This window comes from Proteiniphilum propionicum (genome assembly GCF_022267555.1).
Classification (GTDB): domain Bacteria; phylum Bacteroidota; class Bacteroidia; order Bacteroidales; family Dysgonomonadaceae; genus Proteiniphilum; species Proteiniphilum propionicum.
This window is the reverse complement of the sequence record NZ_CP073586.1, coordinates 3,209,423-3,228,045: the sequence shown is the minus strand read 5'-3', so window position 1 is coordinate 3,228,045 and position 18,623 is coordinate 3,209,423. Positions and strand designations below refer to the sequence as shown.

General features: G+C 43.1%; 17 protein-coding genes. 11 read left to right on the top strand and 6 right to left on the bottom strand.

Features of this window, described 5'->3' with window-relative positions; genetic code table 11:
* Positions 1-41: 41 nt before the first annotated feature.
* Entirely contained in the window at positions 42-1,640 is a 1,599-nt protein-coding gene (locus tag KDN43_RS13415; RefSeq protein WP_238866905.1) for a DUF6377 domain-containing protein, read from the bottom strand.
* Between the two features lie 107 nt (positions 1,641-1,747).
* A complete protein-coding gene (locus KDN43_RS13410; RefSeq protein ID WP_238866903.1) occupies positions 1,748-2,698 on the bottom strand; it encodes an IS30 family transposase in 951 nt (316 codons plus the stop codon).
* A 308-nt stretch (positions 2,699-3,006) separates the two neighbouring features.
* Here KDN43_RS13410 and KDN43_RS13405 point away from each other — a divergent pair, with 308 nt between their 5' ends.
* From KDN43_RS13405 to KDN43_RS13360, 10 genes are all read left to right on the top strand, one after another.
* A complete protein-coding gene (locus KDN43_RS13405; RefSeq protein ID WP_238866902.1) occupies positions 3,007-3,618 on the top strand; it encodes a hypothetical protein in 612 nt (203 codons plus the stop codon).
* A gap of 3 nt (positions 3,619-3,621) precedes the next feature.
* Positions 3,622-3,921, top strand: coding sequence for a winged helix-turn-helix domain-containing protein (locus tag KDN43_RS13400; RefSeq protein WP_238866900.1), 300 nt, complete (start codon positions 3,622-3,624; stop codon positions 3,919-3,921).
* A 64-nt stretch (positions 3,922-3,985) separates the two neighbouring features.
* Positions 3,986-5,245, top strand: coding sequence for a hypothetical protein (locus tag KDN43_RS13395; protein WP_238866898.1), 1,260 nt, complete (start codon positions 3,986-3,988; stop codon positions 5,243-5,245).
* 857 nt (positions 5,246-6,102) lie between these two features.
* Positions 6,103-6,387 (top strand): reverse transcriptase domain-containing protein, encoded by a 285-nt coding sequence (locus KDN43_RS13390; RefSeq protein WP_294073002.1) that lies wholly within the window; start codon positions 6,103-6,105, stop codon positions 6,385-6,387.
* 25 nt (positions 6,388-6,412) lie between these two features.
* Positions 6,413-8,401 (top strand): urocanate hydratase, encoded by a 1,989-nt coding sequence (locus KDN43_RS13385; RefSeq protein ID WP_238866896.1) that lies wholly within the window; start codon positions 6,413-6,415, stop codon positions 8,399-8,401.
* Between the two features lie 99 nt (positions 8,402-8,500).
* Positions 8,501-9,397 (top strand): glutamate formimidoyltransferase, encoded by an 897-nt coding sequence (gene ftcD, locus KDN43_RS13380; RefSeq protein WP_238866894.1) that lies wholly within the window; start codon positions 8,501-8,503, stop codon positions 9,395-9,397.
* Positions 9,398-9,470: 73 nt separating this feature from the next.
* On the top strand, positions 9,471-10,718 hold the full coding sequence (gene hutI, locus KDN43_RS13375; protein ID WP_238866892.1) for an imidazolonepropionase: 1,248 nt from the start codon (positions 9,471-9,473) through the stop codon (positions 10,716-10,718).
* Positions 10,719-10,869: 151 nt separating this feature from the next.
* Complete coding sequence (locus tag KDN43_RS13370) at positions 10,870-11,496, top strand: cyclodeaminase/cyclohydrolase family protein (protein WP_238866890.1); 627 nt, start codon at positions 10,870-10,872, stop codon at positions 11,494-11,496.
* A 1-nt stretch (position 11,497) separates the two neighbouring features.
* On the top strand, positions 11,498-12,997 hold the full coding sequence (gene hutH / locus KDN43_RS13365) for a histidine ammonia-lyase (protein WP_238866888.1): 1,500 nt from the start codon (positions 11,498-11,500) through the stop codon (positions 12,995-12,997).
* 198 nt (positions 12,998-13,195) lie between these two features.
* Entirely contained in the window at positions 13,196-14,581 is a 1,386-nt protein-coding gene (locus KDN43_RS13360) for an MFS transporter (RefSeq protein ID WP_238866886.1), read from the top strand.
* Positions 14,582-14,890: 309 nt separating this feature from the next.
* Here the strand turns inward: KDN43_RS13360 and trhA are convergent, their stop codons facing one another.
* Positions 14,891-15,547: a PAQR family membrane homeostasis protein TrhA gene (trhA, locus tag KDN43_RS13355; protein WP_238866884.1), complete on the bottom strand. Its 657-nt coding sequence runs from the start codon at positions 15,545-15,547 to the stop codon at positions 14,891-14,893.
* A 133-nt stretch (positions 15,548-15,680) separates the two neighbouring features.
* Complete coding sequence (locus KDN43_RS13350; RefSeq protein WP_238866882.1) at positions 15,681-15,881, bottom strand: RNA polymerase sigma factor; 201 nt, start codon at positions 15,879-15,881, stop codon at positions 15,681-15,683.
* A gap of 344 nt (positions 15,882-16,225) precedes the next feature.
* Between KDN43_RS13350 and KDN43_RS13345 the strand changes: the two genes are divergently transcribed.
* A complete protein-coding gene (locus KDN43_RS13345; RefSeq protein ID WP_238866879.1) occupies positions 16,226-16,528 on the top strand; it encodes a hypothetical protein in 303 nt (100 codons plus the stop codon).
* A 269-nt stretch (positions 16,529-16,797) separates the two neighbouring features.
* On the opposite strand, the gene KDN43_RS13340 is transcribed toward KDN43_RS13345, so the two are convergent.
* Positions 16,798-17,340 (bottom strand): hypothetical protein, encoded by a 543-nt coding sequence (locus tag KDN43_RS13340; RefSeq protein ID WP_238866877.1) that lies wholly within the window; start codon positions 17,338-17,340, stop codon positions 16,798-16,800.
* Positions 17,315-18,505, bottom strand: coding sequence for a transposase (locus KDN43_RS13335; RefSeq protein WP_238866875.1), 1,191 nt, complete (start codon positions 18,503-18,505; stop codon positions 17,315-17,317). Before KDN43_RS13335 ends, KDN43_RS13340 begins: the two co-directional genes overlap by 26 nt.
* Positions 18,506-18,623: the final 118 nt, after the last annotated feature.

The window sequence follows — 18,623 nt, the reverse complement described above, 5'->3', positions numbered from 1 at the left end:
TCGGAAGCATAAGTTGTAGGATTATCACGAATGTGTACTACTTACTTGATGATTCCGATTTTAATTACCTCTTCTTCGAATAGATCGCTTTCTACCAATGCTTTTGCCTTTACTTTACTTTTATAATTGTATACCGTCTGTACGGAATAGTGCAGAAATTCGGCAATCTGTTTTACGTCAATAATCCCCAACTTTATGAGGGCAAATATGCGAAGTTCATTGTTTAATTCATCCCGATCGAGATTATACTGTTCATTGGATCTGAGTAAAGAGTTGAATTCTGTTACAAAATTAGGATAGAGCGACAAAAAGGTTTTGTCGAAATTCGTGTGCAGTTCGTTGATATCATACTCCATTTCATCAGCGGAGAACTTGTGTAAATTTCCCATTTGACCAGTCTTGATGTTCAGATTTACATTTTTTCGATATTTGTGAAGCTTGTTGATATATACGGAACATTGATTCATAAAGTATCCAATGTAGTGTTCTTTCACGATATTAGCTTCATCCAACTTTCTATTCAGTTGAATAAGGTCATCGTTCATCACCCTGAGCTCTTTTTTTGCTCTCGAAACTGCTTTAATCTGAATATACAGATAGGATAAGGTGATAATGAGAAAAATCACAAAAAGGCTTGTAGCGATTGAATATAGTGTTAAATTCTTTTGTTGAGAATGTATCTTCTGTAAATAAGTATCCTCAATAATGGGTTGTATGCGTGCTATGACCGAATTCTTAAACCGTGCATTGTAGAAAAGGGCATCATCCAGGGCCACCCTGATGTAATTATATGCTCTGTCCACATCTCCTTTATGGTATAGTTTTACAGCAAGAGACAATAGCGCTTCATTCTCTTTCACAGCCAGCTCTATGTCTGAAATAGCCGCTATAATTAAATAGTAGGTTTCTTTTTCTGTTTCATTGGTCTTTGCGTAATGTTTTGCCAGATTCATGGCCGCCATGGCATATTGGTGTGTGTGGGGTTGCTGGTGCCAGAAAATTGAATACAATATTTCCTCTGCTGCAGGAAACTGACCGGACAATTGTAACTTATGGGTAAGTTCTTTTCTATACTCTTCCGATTGGTCACTTAGGAGATTCATCACCCTGTCTCTCCATTTTTCCTTCTTTACCTCATAGGGATAAGAATATCTCGAATCATCGATATAGACAATCAGATTCTCAAAGTACCGGATATAATTCCAACAATACCATGCTTTGTAATGATTGGGAAGATGTTCATACTCCATTGACTCGAAAATTTCCGCTGCTTGAAAAAAAAGGCCCGAGAGTGAATAGACATATGAAAGCTGTAGTAGGGATTCGGTAATAATCTCTTCTTTATCTAATTGTTTGCCAATATTCAGATTCTCTTTGATATAAAATTCAGCAGAGTCGCAAATGAAACTATTGTACTGATTGATGATCTCCCAGTTAATATCAACGATATCTGCCGGTTCTCTGAGTTGTAGCTTTTTTTGTTTAAGTGCTAAAATTCCGGCTTCTTTCATCTCCAAAAAGTCAGAACGTTTCAATATGATCTTATCCAACTCCTTAAGTAATGAATCGGATTTATTTTCTAAGCTAAATAAGGAGCTAGGAAGAAAAAAGATCAATATGGCCAGCAGGGGATATTTCACAGTAAACAATACACTTTTATTTATTTACAAAAATTGGATAATTTGCGTGATTAGAAGTACCTCTTTTCGTAATTAACACACTATAGAGTCAATCAGCAAGTGCAATATTAATCAAATTTTTTATAAAACTCAACTTTTGGAGAATTGAAGTCTAATTTTTCTCTTGGTCTTCTGTTTAATTTATGCTGTATATCTTTGATTTCCTTAGCTGAATAGTTGCTGAATGCAGCCCCTTTTGGTATGTATTGCCGGATTAGTTTATTGGCATTTTCCACCGCTCCCTTTTGCCACGATGAATATGGGTCTGTAAAATAGGCCGGCACTTTTAATTTTTTTGTTATTTCCTGGTGAGCTGCAAATTCGGATCCGTTATCGGTTGTTATTGTTTTCAACTTGTCTTTATAGGGCAGCAGCATGGCAATTACTTCCTTGGAAACTTTTTTCGAGTCTTTTTCCATAGGCAGTTTTTTCATCATTATAAAGTTGGTTTTTCTTTCTGTTATTGTCAGCATTACATCTTTTTGTGAGTCTCCTATTATCGTATCCATTTCATAATCTCCAAATCTACTTCCGTCTGCTTCTTGGGGTCTTTCCCTGATGCTTTTTCGGTTAGGAATATTTTTGGCTGACCCTACGGGTCTTTTACGGTATTTGAGTTTGTGGCGGCAGTGTTTGCAAAGGTCTCCTCCTGCTTTTTTATCTTCTCTTATCCATTTATAAATGGTTTCGTGTGAGATGGATATTTGCTCAAATTTCATAAGATATCCACTGATTTGCTTGGGCGACCACTCTTTGCGAATCAAACGAATTATCTTCTGTTTTATCCACTCAGGTATTGATCTGTTGCCCGGTAAACGCTCTTCGCGCTCATCTGCCATCTCTTGTGCCAAACGCCATGAATAGCCTCCTCTTTTGTTTATATTGCGGTTTATTTCCCTGTAAACAGTAGAGGGATCAACCTGTATCGACTCTGCAATTTTAGCTTTGCTCACTCCGTTTTGTAAGCCTAAATAAATAGCGTATCTTTGTTCTGAAGTTAACTGTTTGTATTTTTTCATAAGCAACATAATAGTTAATTTTAGGGAGACTTCGGTCTCCTTTTTGTTTTATTTATGTTGCTGTTTGACTCTTGATTGTTTTTTTCAAAACCCCTTGAGTGTTTTTGAAAGGGGATTTGAAAAAAACAATTGAATATAGAAGAATAGGAATGTCGAGTTTGTTGCACTTCTATATTGAATTTAGGCACTTCCTTATCCACAACCCCATATCAAATCACTATAAACCCCGAAGAGATTGAATATTTTTGGACAAAGAGTTGCAAGTTATTTTTTTTTTGATGTTACTTTGCAGAACAAAGTACTTTCAAATGGAAAAAGAAAAATATGCAAACGATCTGAGTGAGATTCGAAAGATCATGAATCGTAGTGCCCGGTTCATCTCCCTCAGTGGCCTTTCGGGTGTATCGACAGGATTGATCGCCCTGGCTGGAGCCTTGCTGGCCCATCAAATGGTTTTCAGGCATCACGATTACCTGATATATGGAGCGGTGTGGCCCGACCTGAAAAATCCAGCCAGTTTGCTGCTGATTGCGTTAGGCACGTTGTTGTTATCGATTGTCAGTGCCGTCTGGTTTACTGGTAGAAAGAGCAGAAAGGAAAACCAGCGTGTATGGGATAATCAGGCAAAGCGACTCCTGATAAATTTGCTGATTCCTTTGACAACCGGTGGTATTCTTTGTCTGATACTTCTATTCAAAGGATATGTGGGTTTTCTTCCCGGATTGACATTGATCTTTTACGGTCTGGCACTGGTAAATGGCAGCCATTACACGTTTAGTCATATCCGGTATCTGGGAATTGCAGAGATTGTACTGGGTCTTACGGCGTTCCTCTTTATCGGACAGAGCCTTTACCTGTGGATGTTGGGCTTTGGCGTGATACAGATGATTTACGGTGTGCTGATTCAGCGGAAAGGATAAGCGGTGAAGGAGTTTCTAAAAGATCTGGACAAGGCATTCGAAAACAGAACCCGGTTGTGTATCATGTCGGCACTGATGGTGAATGATCAGCTGGACTTTAATACACTGAAGGATCTGCTTGGAGTCACCGACGGTAATCTGGCGAGTCATCTCAAGTCACTGGAAAAAAGCGAATATGTCTCCTTCAGCAAATCATTCCTGGAGCGTAAACCAAACACTTCCTACGCTGCCACGACCAAAGGAAAAAAGGCATTCAGGAAGCATATCGGCGCGATAGAGAAGCTGCTTCAGGAGAAAAGATAGAAAACTGTCAACGGTCAGAGTCTTAACAAACAGTCAGCAAATTAAAAACATTATATTTTACGGTATGGAAACAGCAATAAGAGAAAATCTGAATTATCCCGGTGAACTGGAAAAACTCTACCGGTCCGATAAAAAGCGTTTTGAGCAATCATTCTTTGCCCTTTATCCCGATATTGCCGCCCTTCCAATGGCCGATTATTGGAAAGCCAGGCTGGAGTTCGATCATCAGGCTGACCCCGGCCGAAAGGTACTGAAGCGCGATCTCCTTTTTCTGATCATCTCCTGTGTGATGGCAGGCCTTTTGATCAAGATTCCTCAACTGGCCAGTTTTGATCCGGAGAAATACGCCTTCTACATGAAGAATACCGGAATCATTGTTTTTCTGGGATTATCGACCTATATTTTTCTCACAAACAGCCGTCTCAACCCAGGAAATTTAATTATAACGCTGTGGGTATATGTGTTAGCGGCTTTGTACGTCAACCTGCTCCCGGCAGGTGAGGGAAGCGATTCAATTATCTTGACTTACATACATCTGCCTCTGTTCTTATGGTGCCTCTATGGCGTGATCTTTATCGATTTTGATCTGAAAGAGCGGTCGAAAAGAATAGATTACCTCAAATACAACGGAGACCTGATTATCCTGACTCTCCTGATTCTGATTGGGGGAGGGGCTCTCACTGCGGTGACCATTGGTTTGTTTTCTGCGATCGGCGTGCATATCGAAAACTTCTATATGGAAAATATCGCAATCATTGGATTGGTTGCATCACCCATTGTAGCCACTTATATTATCAGGAACTTCCCGGCAATCACCGATAAACTTGCACCGATTATTGCCCAAATTTTCAGTCCACTGGTGTTGGTCACGCTGTTAGTCTATTTGATATTTATTATCGTGACAGGAAAAGATCCCTACAACGATAGAGATTTTCTACTTGTATTTAATCTGATGCTTCTGGGAGTCATGGCAATTGTTGTTTTTTCAGTTGCAGGCATATCGACCCGTGAAAAACAACGTTTTAATGAATGGATACTCTTTGTGTTATCTCTCCTGGCACTGGCGGTTGATCTGGTGGCGCTTTCTGCCATCCTCTACCGAGTGGGAGAGTTTGGATTTACACCCAACCGGACTGCAGTGCTCGGCTCCAATCTTCTGATATTTGTACATCTTGTGCTGATTGCGGTCGATCTTTTCATGGTCGTAAGAAAAGGAAAGAGGATGAAGATTGTTGAACATACCATCGCTAAGTACCTGCCGTTATATGCCGCATGGACGCTTTTGGTGACGTTCCTCTTTCCAGTGGTTTTTGGATGGAGGTAAACCGGCGTGAAATTGTCTTCATAGAGCAATGTCGGACCAATGATTAATCAGTCCGACATTCTTTCGTGTTCGCCCAACACTAACATTCTATAATCGGTGTAAATCCGTAACACGCCCGATAGCGGGAAGTGTATAGCCCAAGGAAAGGGTGTCTGCCGCGAGACGGAATCTGAAGGAAGCCGGCGGTAAACATCTGGTCTGACGAACAGGAACTTGATATAAGACTGAAGGATATGGATAAGATTACAGTACAAATCAAAGTCCAATAGCTATACTGAAACACCCTAAGTAAATCCAGCTGGCATAAGATGGAAAGAGGATGTCCCTAACTGTGGAGGTCTCATTGACGTGCTGATAAGTCTTTTTAGAAACACGGAGTAAAGCTTGCCATGAGAAGTCAGCCGAGGTCATAGTATCTAAGACCCAATTTATTCGACTTAGGGAAGGACTGAACCAAATTCAATTGAGTAGTCAATGAATATTACTTTATGAAGGAGCGAATGCAGAAAATATCGACAACGAGCGATAGCCGGCTTCAAAAGAATAGCACGGAATGCTAAGGCTATGAGGGGGGGCAGACCTTTATGGAGATAACAGAAAACAAACTCAAGGAAGTGCAATTTGAACAAGGAGACCCATTGGAGTTCATCCTCTCGCCCGATAACCTTAACAAAGCCTACAAGCAAGTCAAGCGTAATAATGGCAGTGGTTGAGTAGATGGATTGTCAACCGAGCAGTTGGGAGACCATCTGAAAAGGCACAAAGAAATACTCGTGGAATCCTTGAAGTCGGGGAGATACCGCCCGAATCCCGTCCGTCGTGTAGAGATACCGAAGGATAACGGCTAGAGACTTCTACTGGGTATCCCAACGGTAGTAGACCGGGTCATCCAACAGGCCATCAGCCAGATACTGAGCCCTATCTATGAGGGTCAGTTTAGCGACAACAGTTTTGGCTTCCGTCCTCATCGAAGTTGCCACAAGGCACTCTCGATTGATATTCAGCAAATTATGAGAGCTATTTTAAAAAAATTACCGAAGTATTGTTATATAAATGCAGATAAATTTTGTTTTATAAAAAACGGCCTGCATATTACATTTTTTGTAAAAAAATCACTATTTTTGTTAGATATCGTGACGTGAATATCGCCATGAAAAAATTAAAGTTATGAGAATTGCCTTAGATAGTAAATTACCGAATTATCCTGAGTTCAGGGAGGGGATTCGTCGTGCACCCGACCGTGGTTTTTCACTCTCGCCATCGCAAACGGAAATTTCATTGAGAAACGCCTTGCGTTATATTCCCTCTGGACTGCATGAACAGATGGCTCCTGAGTTTCTTGATGAACTGAAAACACGTGGCAGGATTTATGGATACCGCTATCGTCCCGAAGGTGACCTGAAAGCAAAACCTGTTGATGAGTATGAAGGTAGATGCCTGGAAGGAAAAGCGTTTCAGGTAATGATTGACAATAACCTCTCTTTCGATATCGCGCTATATCCCTATGAACTGGTCACCTACGGCGAAACAGGCCAAGTATGCCAGAACTGGATGCAGTATAGGCTGATAAAAAAATATCTGGAGGTGATGACACAGGAGCAGACTCTGGTGGTGGAGAGCGGCCATCCGCTGGGATTATTTAAATCGAGACCCGATGCGCCGAGGGTAATAATTACCAACTCGTTGATGATAGGGCTGTTTGATAACCAGGCCGACTGGGATATCGCTGCTCAGATGGGGGTGGCAAACTACGGACAGATGACTGCCGGCGGATGGATGTATATTGGTCCCCAGGGCATTGTACATGGTACGTTCAACACATTGCTTAACGCGGGGAGGTTGAAACTGGGAATAACTCCGGATAGTGATCTCAGAGGGCATCTGTTCGTATCGTCTGGTTTGGGAGGTATGAGCGGAGCACAACCCAAAGCGGCCGATATAGCCGGAGCCGTTTCCATTATTGCCGAGGTGGATGGGTCGCGTATAGAAACACGACGGCAACAGGGGTGGGTGCAGCGAGTAACAGCTGAGAAACAACAGGCATTTGACTGGGCGAATGGAGCAATAAGACGGAAGGAACCACTGTCGATTGCTTACTATGGAAATATTGTTGATCTGCTGGAATATGCGGAGAGAGAGATAATCGATATAGAGTTGCTTAGCGATCAGACTTCTTGCCATGAACCATACACAGGAGGTTACTGTCCTGCCGGCATAACCTTTGAAGAGCGTACCAGCCTGCTGCACGAGGATAGAGACAAATTCAGAAAACTGGTTGATGATTCGCTTCGCCGCCACTTTAATGTTATAAGTAAGTTAGTTGCCCGTGGAACATACTTTTTTGATTATGGTAACTCTTTTATGAAGGCGATCTACGATGCAGGCGTTAAGGAGATATCAAGAAACGGGGTTGATGAGAAAGATGGCTTTATCTGGCCATCATATGTGGAGGATATAATGGGACCAGAGCTGTTCGATTATGGCTATGGCCCATTCCGATGGGTATGCCTTAGCGGGAAGCACGAGGATCTGGTTAAAACCGACATGGTAGCAATGGAGTGCATCGACCCCGGCCGGCGTGGACAGGATCGTGACAACTGGTTATGGATACGCGATGCAGAGAAACATAAGCTGGTGGTTGGTACCCAGGCTCGCATACTTTATCAGGATGCCGAGGGACGGCAGAAGATAGCACTGAGATTCAATGAAATGGTACGTAACGGCGAAATAGGACCTGTGATGCTGGGTCGCGATCACCATGACGTGAGCGGTACAGACTCGCCTTTCCGTGAGACAGCCAACATAAAGGATGGCAGCAACGTGATGGCCGACATGGCGGTGCAGTGCTTCGCAGGTAATGCGGCGCGCGGCATGAGCTTGGTGGCTCTACATAACGGCGGCGGAGTGGGCATCGGTAAAGCTATCAACGGCGGCTTCGGCATGGTGTGCGATGGTAGCACGCGGGTTGACGAGATCCTCCGTTCCGCAATGATTTGGGATGTGATGGGTGGCGTGGCTCGCCGTGCCTGGGCACGCAACGAGCATGCAATTACCACTGCTCGTGAGTTTAATAGGATTTATCCGGAGAACTATCATATAACAGAACCCTTTTTAGTTGATGAAGATATAATCAGGAAGTATGTTTCTCATAAGTAATGAACGGCTTATCTTTCATATTTTTAAATCGGAAAAGGCGGATAACAAAAAAATAAGCAATATCATTTTAGTTAACTTTGTTTTATAGGAATAACAATTATGAATAAAATCGTGGAATGTGTTCCCAACTTTAGTGAGGGACGCGACAGACAGAAAGTGGAAAAAATAGCGGACCTCTTCCGGGGAAGAGAGAAAGTGAAACTGCTGGATTATAGCAGTGATGCCGACCATAACCGATCGGTAGTAACTGTTGTTGGGGAGCCGGAGGCATTGAAAACTGCAGTTATTGAAGCAATAGGGAAAGCAGTGGAGCTGATTGATCTTCAAAGGCATCAGGGGCAGCACCCTCGTATGGGAGCCGCTGATGTGGTGCCGTTTATCCCTATTAAAAACGTAACTATGAATGAGGCGGTGGCTCTGTCTAAGGAGGTAGCGGAGGCAGTGGCAGAACGTTACAACCTTCCGGTATATCTATATGAGAAATCGGCTTCGGCATCTCATCGTGAAAATTTGGCGAATGTTCGCAGGGGCGAGTTTGAAGGACTGGTAGAGAAAATGAAAAAACAGGAATGGAAGCCCGACTTTGGTCCTACAGAACCTCACCCTACAGCAGGAGCAGTTGCTATCGGTGCCCGCATGCCGCTGGTGGCTTACAACGTTAACCTGGGGACCAATAACCTGGAGATTGCTGAGGCTATCAGCAGGAAGGTGCGCCATATTGGAGGCGGACTGCGTTTCTGCAAGGCGATGGGTGTTGCACTGCACGATCGGGGTATCACACAGGTATCGATGAACCTGACCGACTACACCAAAACGGCTATTTACCGCGCCCATGAGATGGTGCGCATGGAAGCTAAACGGTATGGTGTTCCGGTGGTGGGCGGAGAGGTAATAGGACTGGTGCCTATGGAGGCTCTGATTGATTCGGCAGCTTATTACCTTGGCCTTGAGAATTTCTCCGTCAACCAGGTGTTGGAAACAAAGCTGATGGAATAGTTGAAATTTTTGCAATTTGAATTGGCTTTTGAATAAAGGCATAAACCAGGGGTATCACGAAAAGTTATAACTGATGAATAACCTGATTATAAAAAATGCAGAGCAGGTGGTTACTTGCAGCGGTTTCGCGGGGAAGCAAGGAAGGGAAATGTCCGATTTACATGTTATTGAAAACGGTACGGTGATAGTGACAGATGGCCTGATCTCTCATATCCTGAAAGCAGGAGAGACTCTTCCGGTAAATGAACAGGATTACAGGGTTATTGACGCAACAGGCAAAGCGCTGTTGCCGGGGTTTATCGATCCTCATACACATTTTATCTTTGGAGGATACCGGGAGGAAGAGTTCTCATGGCGGATGAGGGGCGATAGCTACATGGAGATAATGGAACGGGGAGGTGGCATTGTAAAGACTACAAATGCCACCCGTGAAGCGACGGAAGAGGAGCTGATGGAGACGGGCAGGCAGAGGCTTGATGCAATGATGCGGCTTGGAATCACCACCGTAGAGGGAAAGAGCGGCTATGGGCTGGACAAAGATACCGAACTTAAGCAACTCCGCGTGATGCATCGTCTCAACGAAACCCATCCGGTGGATATTGTTTCAACCTTTATGGGTGCACATGCTATCCCCGCCGAATGGCAGGGGAGGGAGGAAGATTATATAGATTTTAATATTAACGAAATGTTCCCACTTGTGGTGAAGGGGGAACTGGCCGAAGCGGTGGATATTTTCTGCGAAAAGGGGGTTTTCGCTATCGCCCAATCGCGCCGCTATCTGACAGCCGCCAGAGAGCAAGGGCTTAAGATAAAGATACATGCCGATGAGATAACTCCTCTCGGAGGTGCAGAGCTGGCGGCGGAGTTGCGTTGCCTGTCGGCTGACCATCTGCTGCAAGCTTCCGATGAGGGAATACGTGCCATGGCTGAGAAAGGTGTAGTGGCAACATTATTACCTCTTACTGCTTTTTCGTTGCGGGAAAAATATGCTCGTGCTCGCGAAATGATTGACGCGGGATGCATAGTGGCACTTGCTACCGATTTCAACCCGGGGAGCTCGTTCACGGCTTCTGTCCCGTTACTGTTTGCATTGGCATGTATATACATGAAGCTTACACCTGAAGAGGCTGTTACCGCATTTACCATCAACAGTGCTGCAGCACTCGGCAGGGAGGGGATAACAGGCAGCATAGATGTGGGTAAACAGGGGGATCTGGTGCTGTTGCAGTTTCCGTCGTACAAGTTTCTGCCTTACCACGTGGGAATGAATATAGTGGATAAGGTGGTGAAACGGGGGAAAATTGTATGTAGTTTGCATTAAAATTAGTTTATTCTGAAAACAGCTGGCACAATCTTATTTAAACAGTTGAAAATGAGTAGAGCTGCTGCTTTGTATTGTGGTATTTGTCGCTAAGAAATCAAAAAATCATATACAGTAATTTCCGTATTATTTTATTTATAGTTTAACAAATATGAGGCTACAAGATTTAACTTTAAAGCAATTTCTCGAAAAAACCGCGGGAAAAGAACCTTTGCCCGGAGGGGGCAGTTCATCGGCACTGAATGGAGCCATTGCTGCGGCATTGACTGAAATGATGGCTAATTTGACCATCGGCAAAAAGAACTATGCTGATGCTGAGGCGATGATGAAGCAGAACCTACATAAGGCATCTGATTTGCGGATGCGCTTTATAGAAGATATCGATAGGGACAGCGATGCATATAACCTTGTTATCAGTGCCTACAAACTTCCGAAAGAGACAGAAGAGGAGAAAGAATATCGTACCGGAAAAATTCAGGAAGCTACTAAAATTGCGTCGCTGGTGCCGATGGAGGTGGCCGAACGAGCTTCAGGTATGCTCGGTATTATCGCCGAAACAGTGAAGAGTGGTAATAAAAATGCAGTTACCGATGGTTGTGTGGCTATGCTGGCATGTCGCACCGCTATTCTGGGCGCACTGCTTAACGTACGCATTAACCTGAGGGGGATTAGGGATGATAAGTTTGTCAGTGAGCTTTCATTAAAATGCGATCTGCTTGAAAAAGAGGCTATCAATAGTGAACGGGAGTTATTTGAATGGGCAAAAAATGAGATTTAATATGAAAAATATTTACTACATAGGAAAAAAAGATCTCACCATTGAAGACCTGGAGAGGATTATTACTGGTAACATAAAGGTGGAGCTGGCTCCCGAGGCTAGGGAACGTATAAGGAAGTGCCGCGATTACCTCGACAGAAAAATGGAAAACCAGACTGAACCTGTTTACGGTATAACTACCGGTTTCGGTTCATTATGTAATCATTCTGTTTCAGGTGATGACCTGAACACATTACAGGAGAATCTTGTAAAATCGCATGCCTGTAGTGTTGGAGAAGAGGTTACACCGCTTATAGTGAAGCTTATGTTTTTGCTGAAGGCACATGCTCTTTCATTAGGTTTTAGTGGCGTGCAGGAGGCTACAGTGCAAAGGATGCTTGATCTGTTCAATAACGATATACTGCCTGTTGTGTATGATAAGGGATCACTTGGTGCTTCAGGGGACCTGGCTCCATTGGCAAATCTATTTTTGCCGCTTATAGGTGTGGGTGATGTTTTTTATAAGGGAAGCAAACGTGATATAGGGAGTGTACTCGATGAGTTCGGCTGGCAGCCGATAAGACTGAAGAGCAAAGAGGGACTGGCATTGCTGAACGGTACCCAGTTTATGTCGGCACATGGTGTATATGCCATTATGAAAGCGCAAAGGCTTTCGAAGAGGGCCGACCTTATAGCTGCATTGTCGCTCGATGCATATGATGGACACCTGGAGCCTTTCGATGAAAGGTTGCATATGATCCGACCGCACAGTGGACAGCTGGAGACTGCACGTAATATACGTAGTTTCCTTGAGGGAAGCCTGATCATTTCAAGAGCAAAGAAGCATTTGCAGGATCCGTACTCATTCCGCTGTGTACCGCAGGTGCACGGAGCTACCAAGGATGCCCTCGCTTACGTAAAATCGGTGGTGCTTACCGAGATCAACTCGGTGACCGATAATCCAACAATCTTCCCTGATGATGATAAGATAATATCTGGAGGAAATTTTCACGGACAACCGCTGGCAATAGCTTACGATTTTCTGGCTATAGCGCTTGCAGAACTGGGTAATATCTCCGAACGACGAACGGCTCAGTTGATATTGGGAAGGCGTGAGCTGCCGGAGTTCCTGGTTGCAAGTCCCGGTCTTAATTCGGGCTTTATGATTCCACAATATGTGGCGGCATCGGTAGTTAGCCAGAACAAGATGTACTGCGCTCCTTCAAGTACTGACTCAATTGTCTCTTCAAATGGCCAGGAAGATCATGTGAGCATGGGTGCCACTTCGGCAATTAAGCTTCTAAGGATTCTGGACAATCTCGATATCATTTTCTCTATTGAACTGATGAATGCAGCACAGGCGCTCGAATTCCGACGCCCACTAAAATCGTCGCAAATGATTGAAAAAGTGGTAAAGGAGTATAGGAAAGAGGTGCCATTCATTAAAGAGGATATTGTGATGTATAAAGAGATTCGTAAGACAGTGGCATTCCTTAACAGACTTCAGGTTGATGAACTCTGATTATGTGATTATATACGGTTATTTTCTGAATAAGTTGTTCGGATTGATTATCTTTGCAGATTCGAAAATAAATTAATTAACTTTCACATGTGTTACGATAAGAGCTATATAAAATCACAAAAGTCTTATATTTAGGTGTATATGCCAGTAATTTATATATGCGAAACTTAACTCAATTAAAATTTAAAATAATTTGAAATGGTAGAAAAAATCAGGAAATCGCTCAGAGATTCTGCAGCGGCACGGTGGTCCGCACTGTTCTTCGTCGCTTTTACAATGATGTGCGGGTATTTTTTAACGGATATCATGGCCCCCCTGGCCGGACTGCTTGAGGGACAACTCGGATGGTCACGTGCTGATTATGGCACATTCACAAGCTCATATGGCTGGTTTAACGTCTTTCTGCTGATGCTAATATTTGGAGGAATAATTCTCGACAAACTGGGAGTACGTATGACAGGTATTGGTGCCACAGCTGTAATGGTGATAGGTACGGCTATAAAATACTGGGCTATTTCTACTGACACACTTGCAGGAAAGGTCATTTTGGGACTGGATGCCCAGGTCTTATGGGCAAGTATCGGTTTTGCAGTTTTTGCCGTGGGTGTAGAGGTGACCGGAATTACCGTTTCAAAGATTATTGTTAAGTGGTTCAAGGGTAAAGAGATGGCCACGGCTATGGGTATGGAGATGGCGATGGCAAGAATAGGTACCGCTATGGCGTTGGGTTTCTCTATCCCTATCGCAAAAGCTACAGGTATTATTGATGTTTCGCGCCCCGTGCTGGTGGCCCTGATAGGACTATGTATCGGATTTATTTCGTTCTTGGTTTATGTGGTGATGGATAAAAAGCTGGATGCTTCGGAGGCAACGGATTCTATGGAACAAAGTAGTTCTGAAGATGAGTTTAAACTATCTGATATAGGAAAGATTCTGGGTAATAAAGGATGGTGGTATATTGCTATCTTGTGCGTTTTGTTCTATTCTGCTGTTTTCCCATTTCTTAAATATGCCACCGACCTGATGGTAAATAAGTTCGGAGTGAAAGAAGACCTTGCGGGAATGATACCTATGTTGCTGCCTTTCGGAAATATTCTCCTTACACCTCTGTTTGGCGGTATATATGACAAGAAAGGGAAAGGTGCAACAATTATGATTATTGGCTCGCTGCTGCTGATTCTGGTTCATGCACTGTTCTCCGTTCCACTATTCAACAACTGGATTTTTGCGATGGTGCTGGTCGTAATTCTGGGTATTGGCTTCTCACTTGTTCCTTCGGCAATGTGGCCATCTGTACCCAAGATTGTTCCCGAAAAGCGCCTTGGTACAGCTTATTCACTTATCTTCTGGGTACAAAACTGGGGATTGATGGGGGTCCCTCTTCTGATAGGATGGGTGCTCGAGAAGTTCTGCGTGACGGGGCAGACAGTTCGCGACGGACTGAGCGTTAACACATACGACTACACAATTCCAATGATGATTTTTACATCCTTTGGTGTTCTGGCACTTCTTTTTGCTTTCCTGCTGAAAGCAGAGGATAAAAAGAAAGGATACGGACTGGAATTACCTAATATCCAGAATTAATCGTGAAGAGTTTCATGTTTCATGGCTTGCGAGTACTGTTACTGATGACATAAAGCTGATGACAGGCTAAATAAAGCTGGGAAGAGAAACTGATCACAGAAAACTTATAGCAGGCAACTGAAAGCTGATGACTGACGGCCCGAAGTTGATTTGAAAACTACATAAAGGCGATTCGCTACAAAGGCGGGTCGCCTTTTTTGATTGAGGCTTTATTGAGAGTTAATAAAACTTTGTGTATCTATAAGGGATGGTTAGCATGTGGAAAAATGGTAGTGATTAGGGCCTTACGATCCCAGTCTTACTATAATACTATAGCGGGATCAGATATGCTGCCGTTATATGGCATGCAAGTCCCAGCAATACAAACAGATGGAATACAGCGTGTACAAACTCCCGTCTGGCAGTGGCGTATATAACGGCGCCGGCAATATAGAACAGGCCTCCCCCAAGCAGCCAGTAGATCACATCCATACAGTTTTTTGCATGAGCAATCTCTATTGACGGTTTGAAAGCGATGAGAGCCACCAGCCCCATCATTACATATGAAGCGGTTTTCAGGTGGCTGTTTTTACTGAGCTTCCTGAAGCTCAAGGCGATACCAGCAATGGCGGTTGTCCAGGCTATCCCGAACAGAAGCCAGCCCCAGAACTGTGCATCGCGAAGCAGGATAATAGTGAATGGAGAGTAGCTTGCAGCGATAAGAAGATAAATGCTTGCATGGTCGAAATGGCGTAACCTGGCTTTTAAAACTTGATCCCGCACGTAGTGATAGATGGTGGAGGAGCCCATGCAGATAGTCATACCGATGCCGAATAACCCATAGGCGATGATTGCACCACGGTTACCTGAAGAAATAGCCTTGTTAATTAGTATAACAGTTGCTGCAATACTTATCAATACCCCAAGGCCATGTGTTATGTAGTTGGCCTTCTCTTCGCGGTCAGTATAGAATTTTTCGTTTGTCACAAGATTTATAATTCAACTTTCAACGTTATTTTCCGGCTCACTTCCGACCATGGCGGAGACCCGGGTAAAAGTCTTTTTTACCTTGTGCTGTGGCTGCTTTAATCTCATTGTCCATAGATTTTTCCATTATCGGTTATTGTGAAACATCTTCAAACAAATCCATCACTGCATCTTGTGCGTCGGCCTCGTTAGACAGGTATTTCAGACATAATCCGTATACCATAGGTATATAGCGCCGGTATAATTCGTCGAAGTAGGTTGCTTGTTCTTCTTTTTTACAAAGATCAAACAATTCATCGTTCGATAGTTTTGTTATTTCTGTTCTGCTTTTCAATCCGTTGCCTGTTGATTTGTACAAAGAAGTTCCACAAAATTAAAAAAATATTCGTTCGGTTATGGAATTTGTAGTGCATTTGTATCCTTTATACAGAGCATTTAAAAAAGAAAATAGTTTAGTACTTTTTCTTAATGCGGTATAATGATATGAATATTAGCTGGATAATGGTCTATATGAAAGCGAAAAACAGAGGAGCTTGCTTTATGTAAGTTTCTCAGTTTCTTTTGCAAATGCGGAAAGCATTGACAAAAGTTGTCAAAGTATCTGTTCATCTTTGTACCATGTATAAAAAAATATTAACCATAAATTGACAAAACTGAGACAAAAGATGAAACGACAAGATGAAACGACAAGATGAAATCGAAATCAACCAATTTCAATTGGGAATATTACTCGATAAAGGACAAAAAATTTTTTACGACACAATAATTTCTGCTAACGTATTTTGTAGCCACTGCAGGAGTATTGCTGAAAAAGGAGTTTTGGTGGAAGAGATTTATCTGACTCATTTTAACGACATTCTGGTAAAGGGGAGCTGCAAAGTATGCAATGGAAGCGTAGCTCGCATTATTGAGTTTGGAAAAGATGAGACCTTTTTTAAGAAGGCTAATGAATTAAGAAAGTCAATGAAGAAGAGAGTATAATAACTGAAACAATTGGGCCATATTACCTATTAATGTACTGTAAATAAACTTTCATATATTCACAGATAAATACTCGACTGCCAAAACGTCATGATTAGTCCTTTGGCAAAGATTTTGACCTTACCATGATGTGAATCAGCGTTGAACAGGCTTTGGGTAAAGCAGCCCGGTTGAAAGGGCTGCCCACTTTTAGCTGTTGCTTCAAGTGGCTTATCCGGTGAGATATGTTCCAGATTAAACAATGAGTCTGCTCTGAAAACCCCATTTTTTCAAATTGCTGAAAAATGAAGTTTAACCGGACAAATGTGATTGTTTTTATTAATTGAAAGTATGTTTACAATAATATACATATTGAAACATAAATTAATTATATATTGTGGCAGTTTTTGCCAAAAAAGCGCTCTTTGACTTATTCGCGTCATATAATTCACTATCCTGACGAAGTTTATCCACAACGAGCGGGAGTATGCCCATAGTTTGTGCTTGGCAAGTGACCTGTAACGGCTCTTGTCATTCGGGTAATGGTATCCTAACTGGAAAATGCTTGCTTCGACATTGTTCCTGATATTTTTTTCATCTATCGGGATATCGTCCAATTTCTTCCTCAGAGCGGCAGCCCTGAGGTTATCCTCATCGAAGTAGCGGTATTTTCCTTCTTCAGTCTTGATCCTCCATTTCCTCTGTGTTTTGTCTTTGCGGAGTTTTACCCGTTGTGCCTGTATTGTTGTTCCTGTTTTGTTGTCGGTTACTATTAAATTGATTTCATTCTGTTCGTCCAAACGGATGTCATATCTCGGTGCGGGGCCTTGCATGCCTGTGAGTATCAGCTCGATGCCATTTTTTATCGCTTTGGCAATACTCCTGATTATCAGCACTGTGGTAAGCCCCGTCGGCATATACTTTCTCTATTTTGTCGGATATTATTTCCTGTGTCCGATCCAGGGCTTGTTCAAGGAAGCCGTTGTCCGGAGCCGATGCCACCGTTACCTCGGTATCGGTTATCAGGTTCAATGCCGTATCTTTGTCATCTCCCGGTTGGTCGCATGTCTCGGTGACGTTCACCGAATACCCTTTGACCTTGTTGCCGTCTTTGTCACGGTAATGGCAGTCGGTGTCATGGGGTGACTGTATGGATTTGGCGCTGACTTTCTCCTTTTCCAGAGGAACGACAGTTTTGTCCCTGCCAACCGAGTATTGTTGTTCGAAAACCGCTTTAAGGGTCTGGTAATGACCATAGTCATGCTTCTTGAAGAGCCCTATAAAACGGTACATCAGTTTGCCCAGTTCAACGAACCTGGCATCAACCTCGGCCTTTGTACTGCGGTACACCACCTTGTTGCCCGTTTCACCCTGTATGCTTTCGATAAGGGAAAACATCTCTTTGGACAGGCTCTTATTGAAGATATGTTCCTCCCTTTCATTGATAAACAGACGCAGGGTTTCATGAATCAACTCGTAACGGGAGTACCAGGCGATATTGCTGCCGACCAGTTTACTGTCCATGCGCACCTGCTTGCCGCTCACCTCAAACTCCAATAGCTGGTCACGGGTGATTTGCCCCTGGCACTTTTTGAACAGGTCTTCGCCGTGTTCCCTTGCATAGTCAACCAGATTGCGACGGAAAAGGTAGTAAGTGGATGAAACAGGCTCAGCGTCCTCTAACGACATCAGACCCAGAGCACTGCGAACAAGTAAATTGTATGCGCAGTTCTCAAACAATTGTGCGTCGCTCCATCCCTGGCCTTCCTTGAGGATCATCATACCGACCAAAATACGGATAGAGGCATTAGGAGCCCCCGTTCCATTAGAATAAAGTGGTCTGAAAATAGACTCATCCACACGCATTACAACATGGTTTCGGAACCGGTTATGCCAGGAGTCATTTTTTAGGTATTCTTTCTTCTTAGAGTCTCTGAAGTACTCCGTCGGTGATGAAAAAATGCCCAATTGAGGGTTTTCGTCCGATTTTTTGAACATATTATACAGTTTTAAGCCCTACTAAGGTAGTGAATAATAGCTATATACGCAAATATTTCAAAGAACTTTTCAGGTGAAATTTACCTGATTTATAAAATTTATTGTACAAAAAATTTTA

What these genes read in the sequence shown, in the direction of transcription:
- KDN43_RS13410 (WP_238866903.1), bottom strand. Translation starts at nt 2,698, where the DNA reads ATGAAAAAATACAAACAGTTAACTTCAGAACAAAGATACGCTATTTAT.
- KDN43_RS13405 (WP_238866902.1), top strand. Translation starts at nt 3,007, where the DNA reads ATGGAAAAAGAAAAATATGCAAACGATCTGAGTGAGATTCGAAAGATC.
- KDN43_RS13395 (WP_238866898.1), top strand. Translation starts at nt 3,986, where the DNA reads ATGGAAACAGCAATAAGAGAAAATCTGAATTATCCCGGTGAACTGGAA.
- KDN43_RS13385 (WP_238866896.1), top strand. Translation starts at nt 6,413, where the DNA reads ATGAGAATTGCCTTAGATAGTAAATTACCGAATTATCCTGAGTTCAGG.
- ftcD (WP_238866894.1), top strand. Translation starts at nt 8,501, where the DNA reads ATGAATAAAATCGTGGAATGTGTTCCCAACTTTAGTGAGGGACGCGAC.
- hutI (WP_238866892.1), top strand. Translation starts at nt 9,471, where the DNA reads ATGAATAACCTGATTATAAAAAATGCAGAGCAGGTGGTTACTTGCAGC.
- KDN43_RS13370 (WP_238866890.1), top strand. Translation starts at nt 10,870, where the DNA reads ATGAGGCTACAAGATTTAACTTTAAAGCAATTTCTCGAAAAAACCGCG.
- hutH (WP_238866888.1), top strand. Translation starts at nt 11,498, where the DNA reads ATGAAAAATATTTACTACATAGGAAAAAAAGATCTCACCATTGAAGAC.
- KDN43_RS13360 (WP_238866886.1), top strand. Translation starts at nt 13,196, where the DNA reads ATGGTAGAAAAAATCAGGAAATCGCTCAGAGATTCTGCAGCGGCACGG.
- KDN43_RS13345 (WP_238866879.1), top strand. Translation starts at nt 16,226, where the DNA reads ATGAAACGACAAGATGAAATCGAAATCAACCAATTTCAATTGGGAATA.
- KDN43_RS13340 (WP_238866877.1), bottom strand. Translation starts at nt 17,340, where the DNA reads ATGCAAGGCCCCGCACCGAGATATGACATCCGTTTGGACGAACAGAAT.
- KDN43_RS13335 (WP_238866875.1), bottom strand. Translation starts at nt 18,505, where the DNA reads ATGTTCAAAAAATCGGACGAAAACCCTCAATTGGGCATTTTTTCATCA.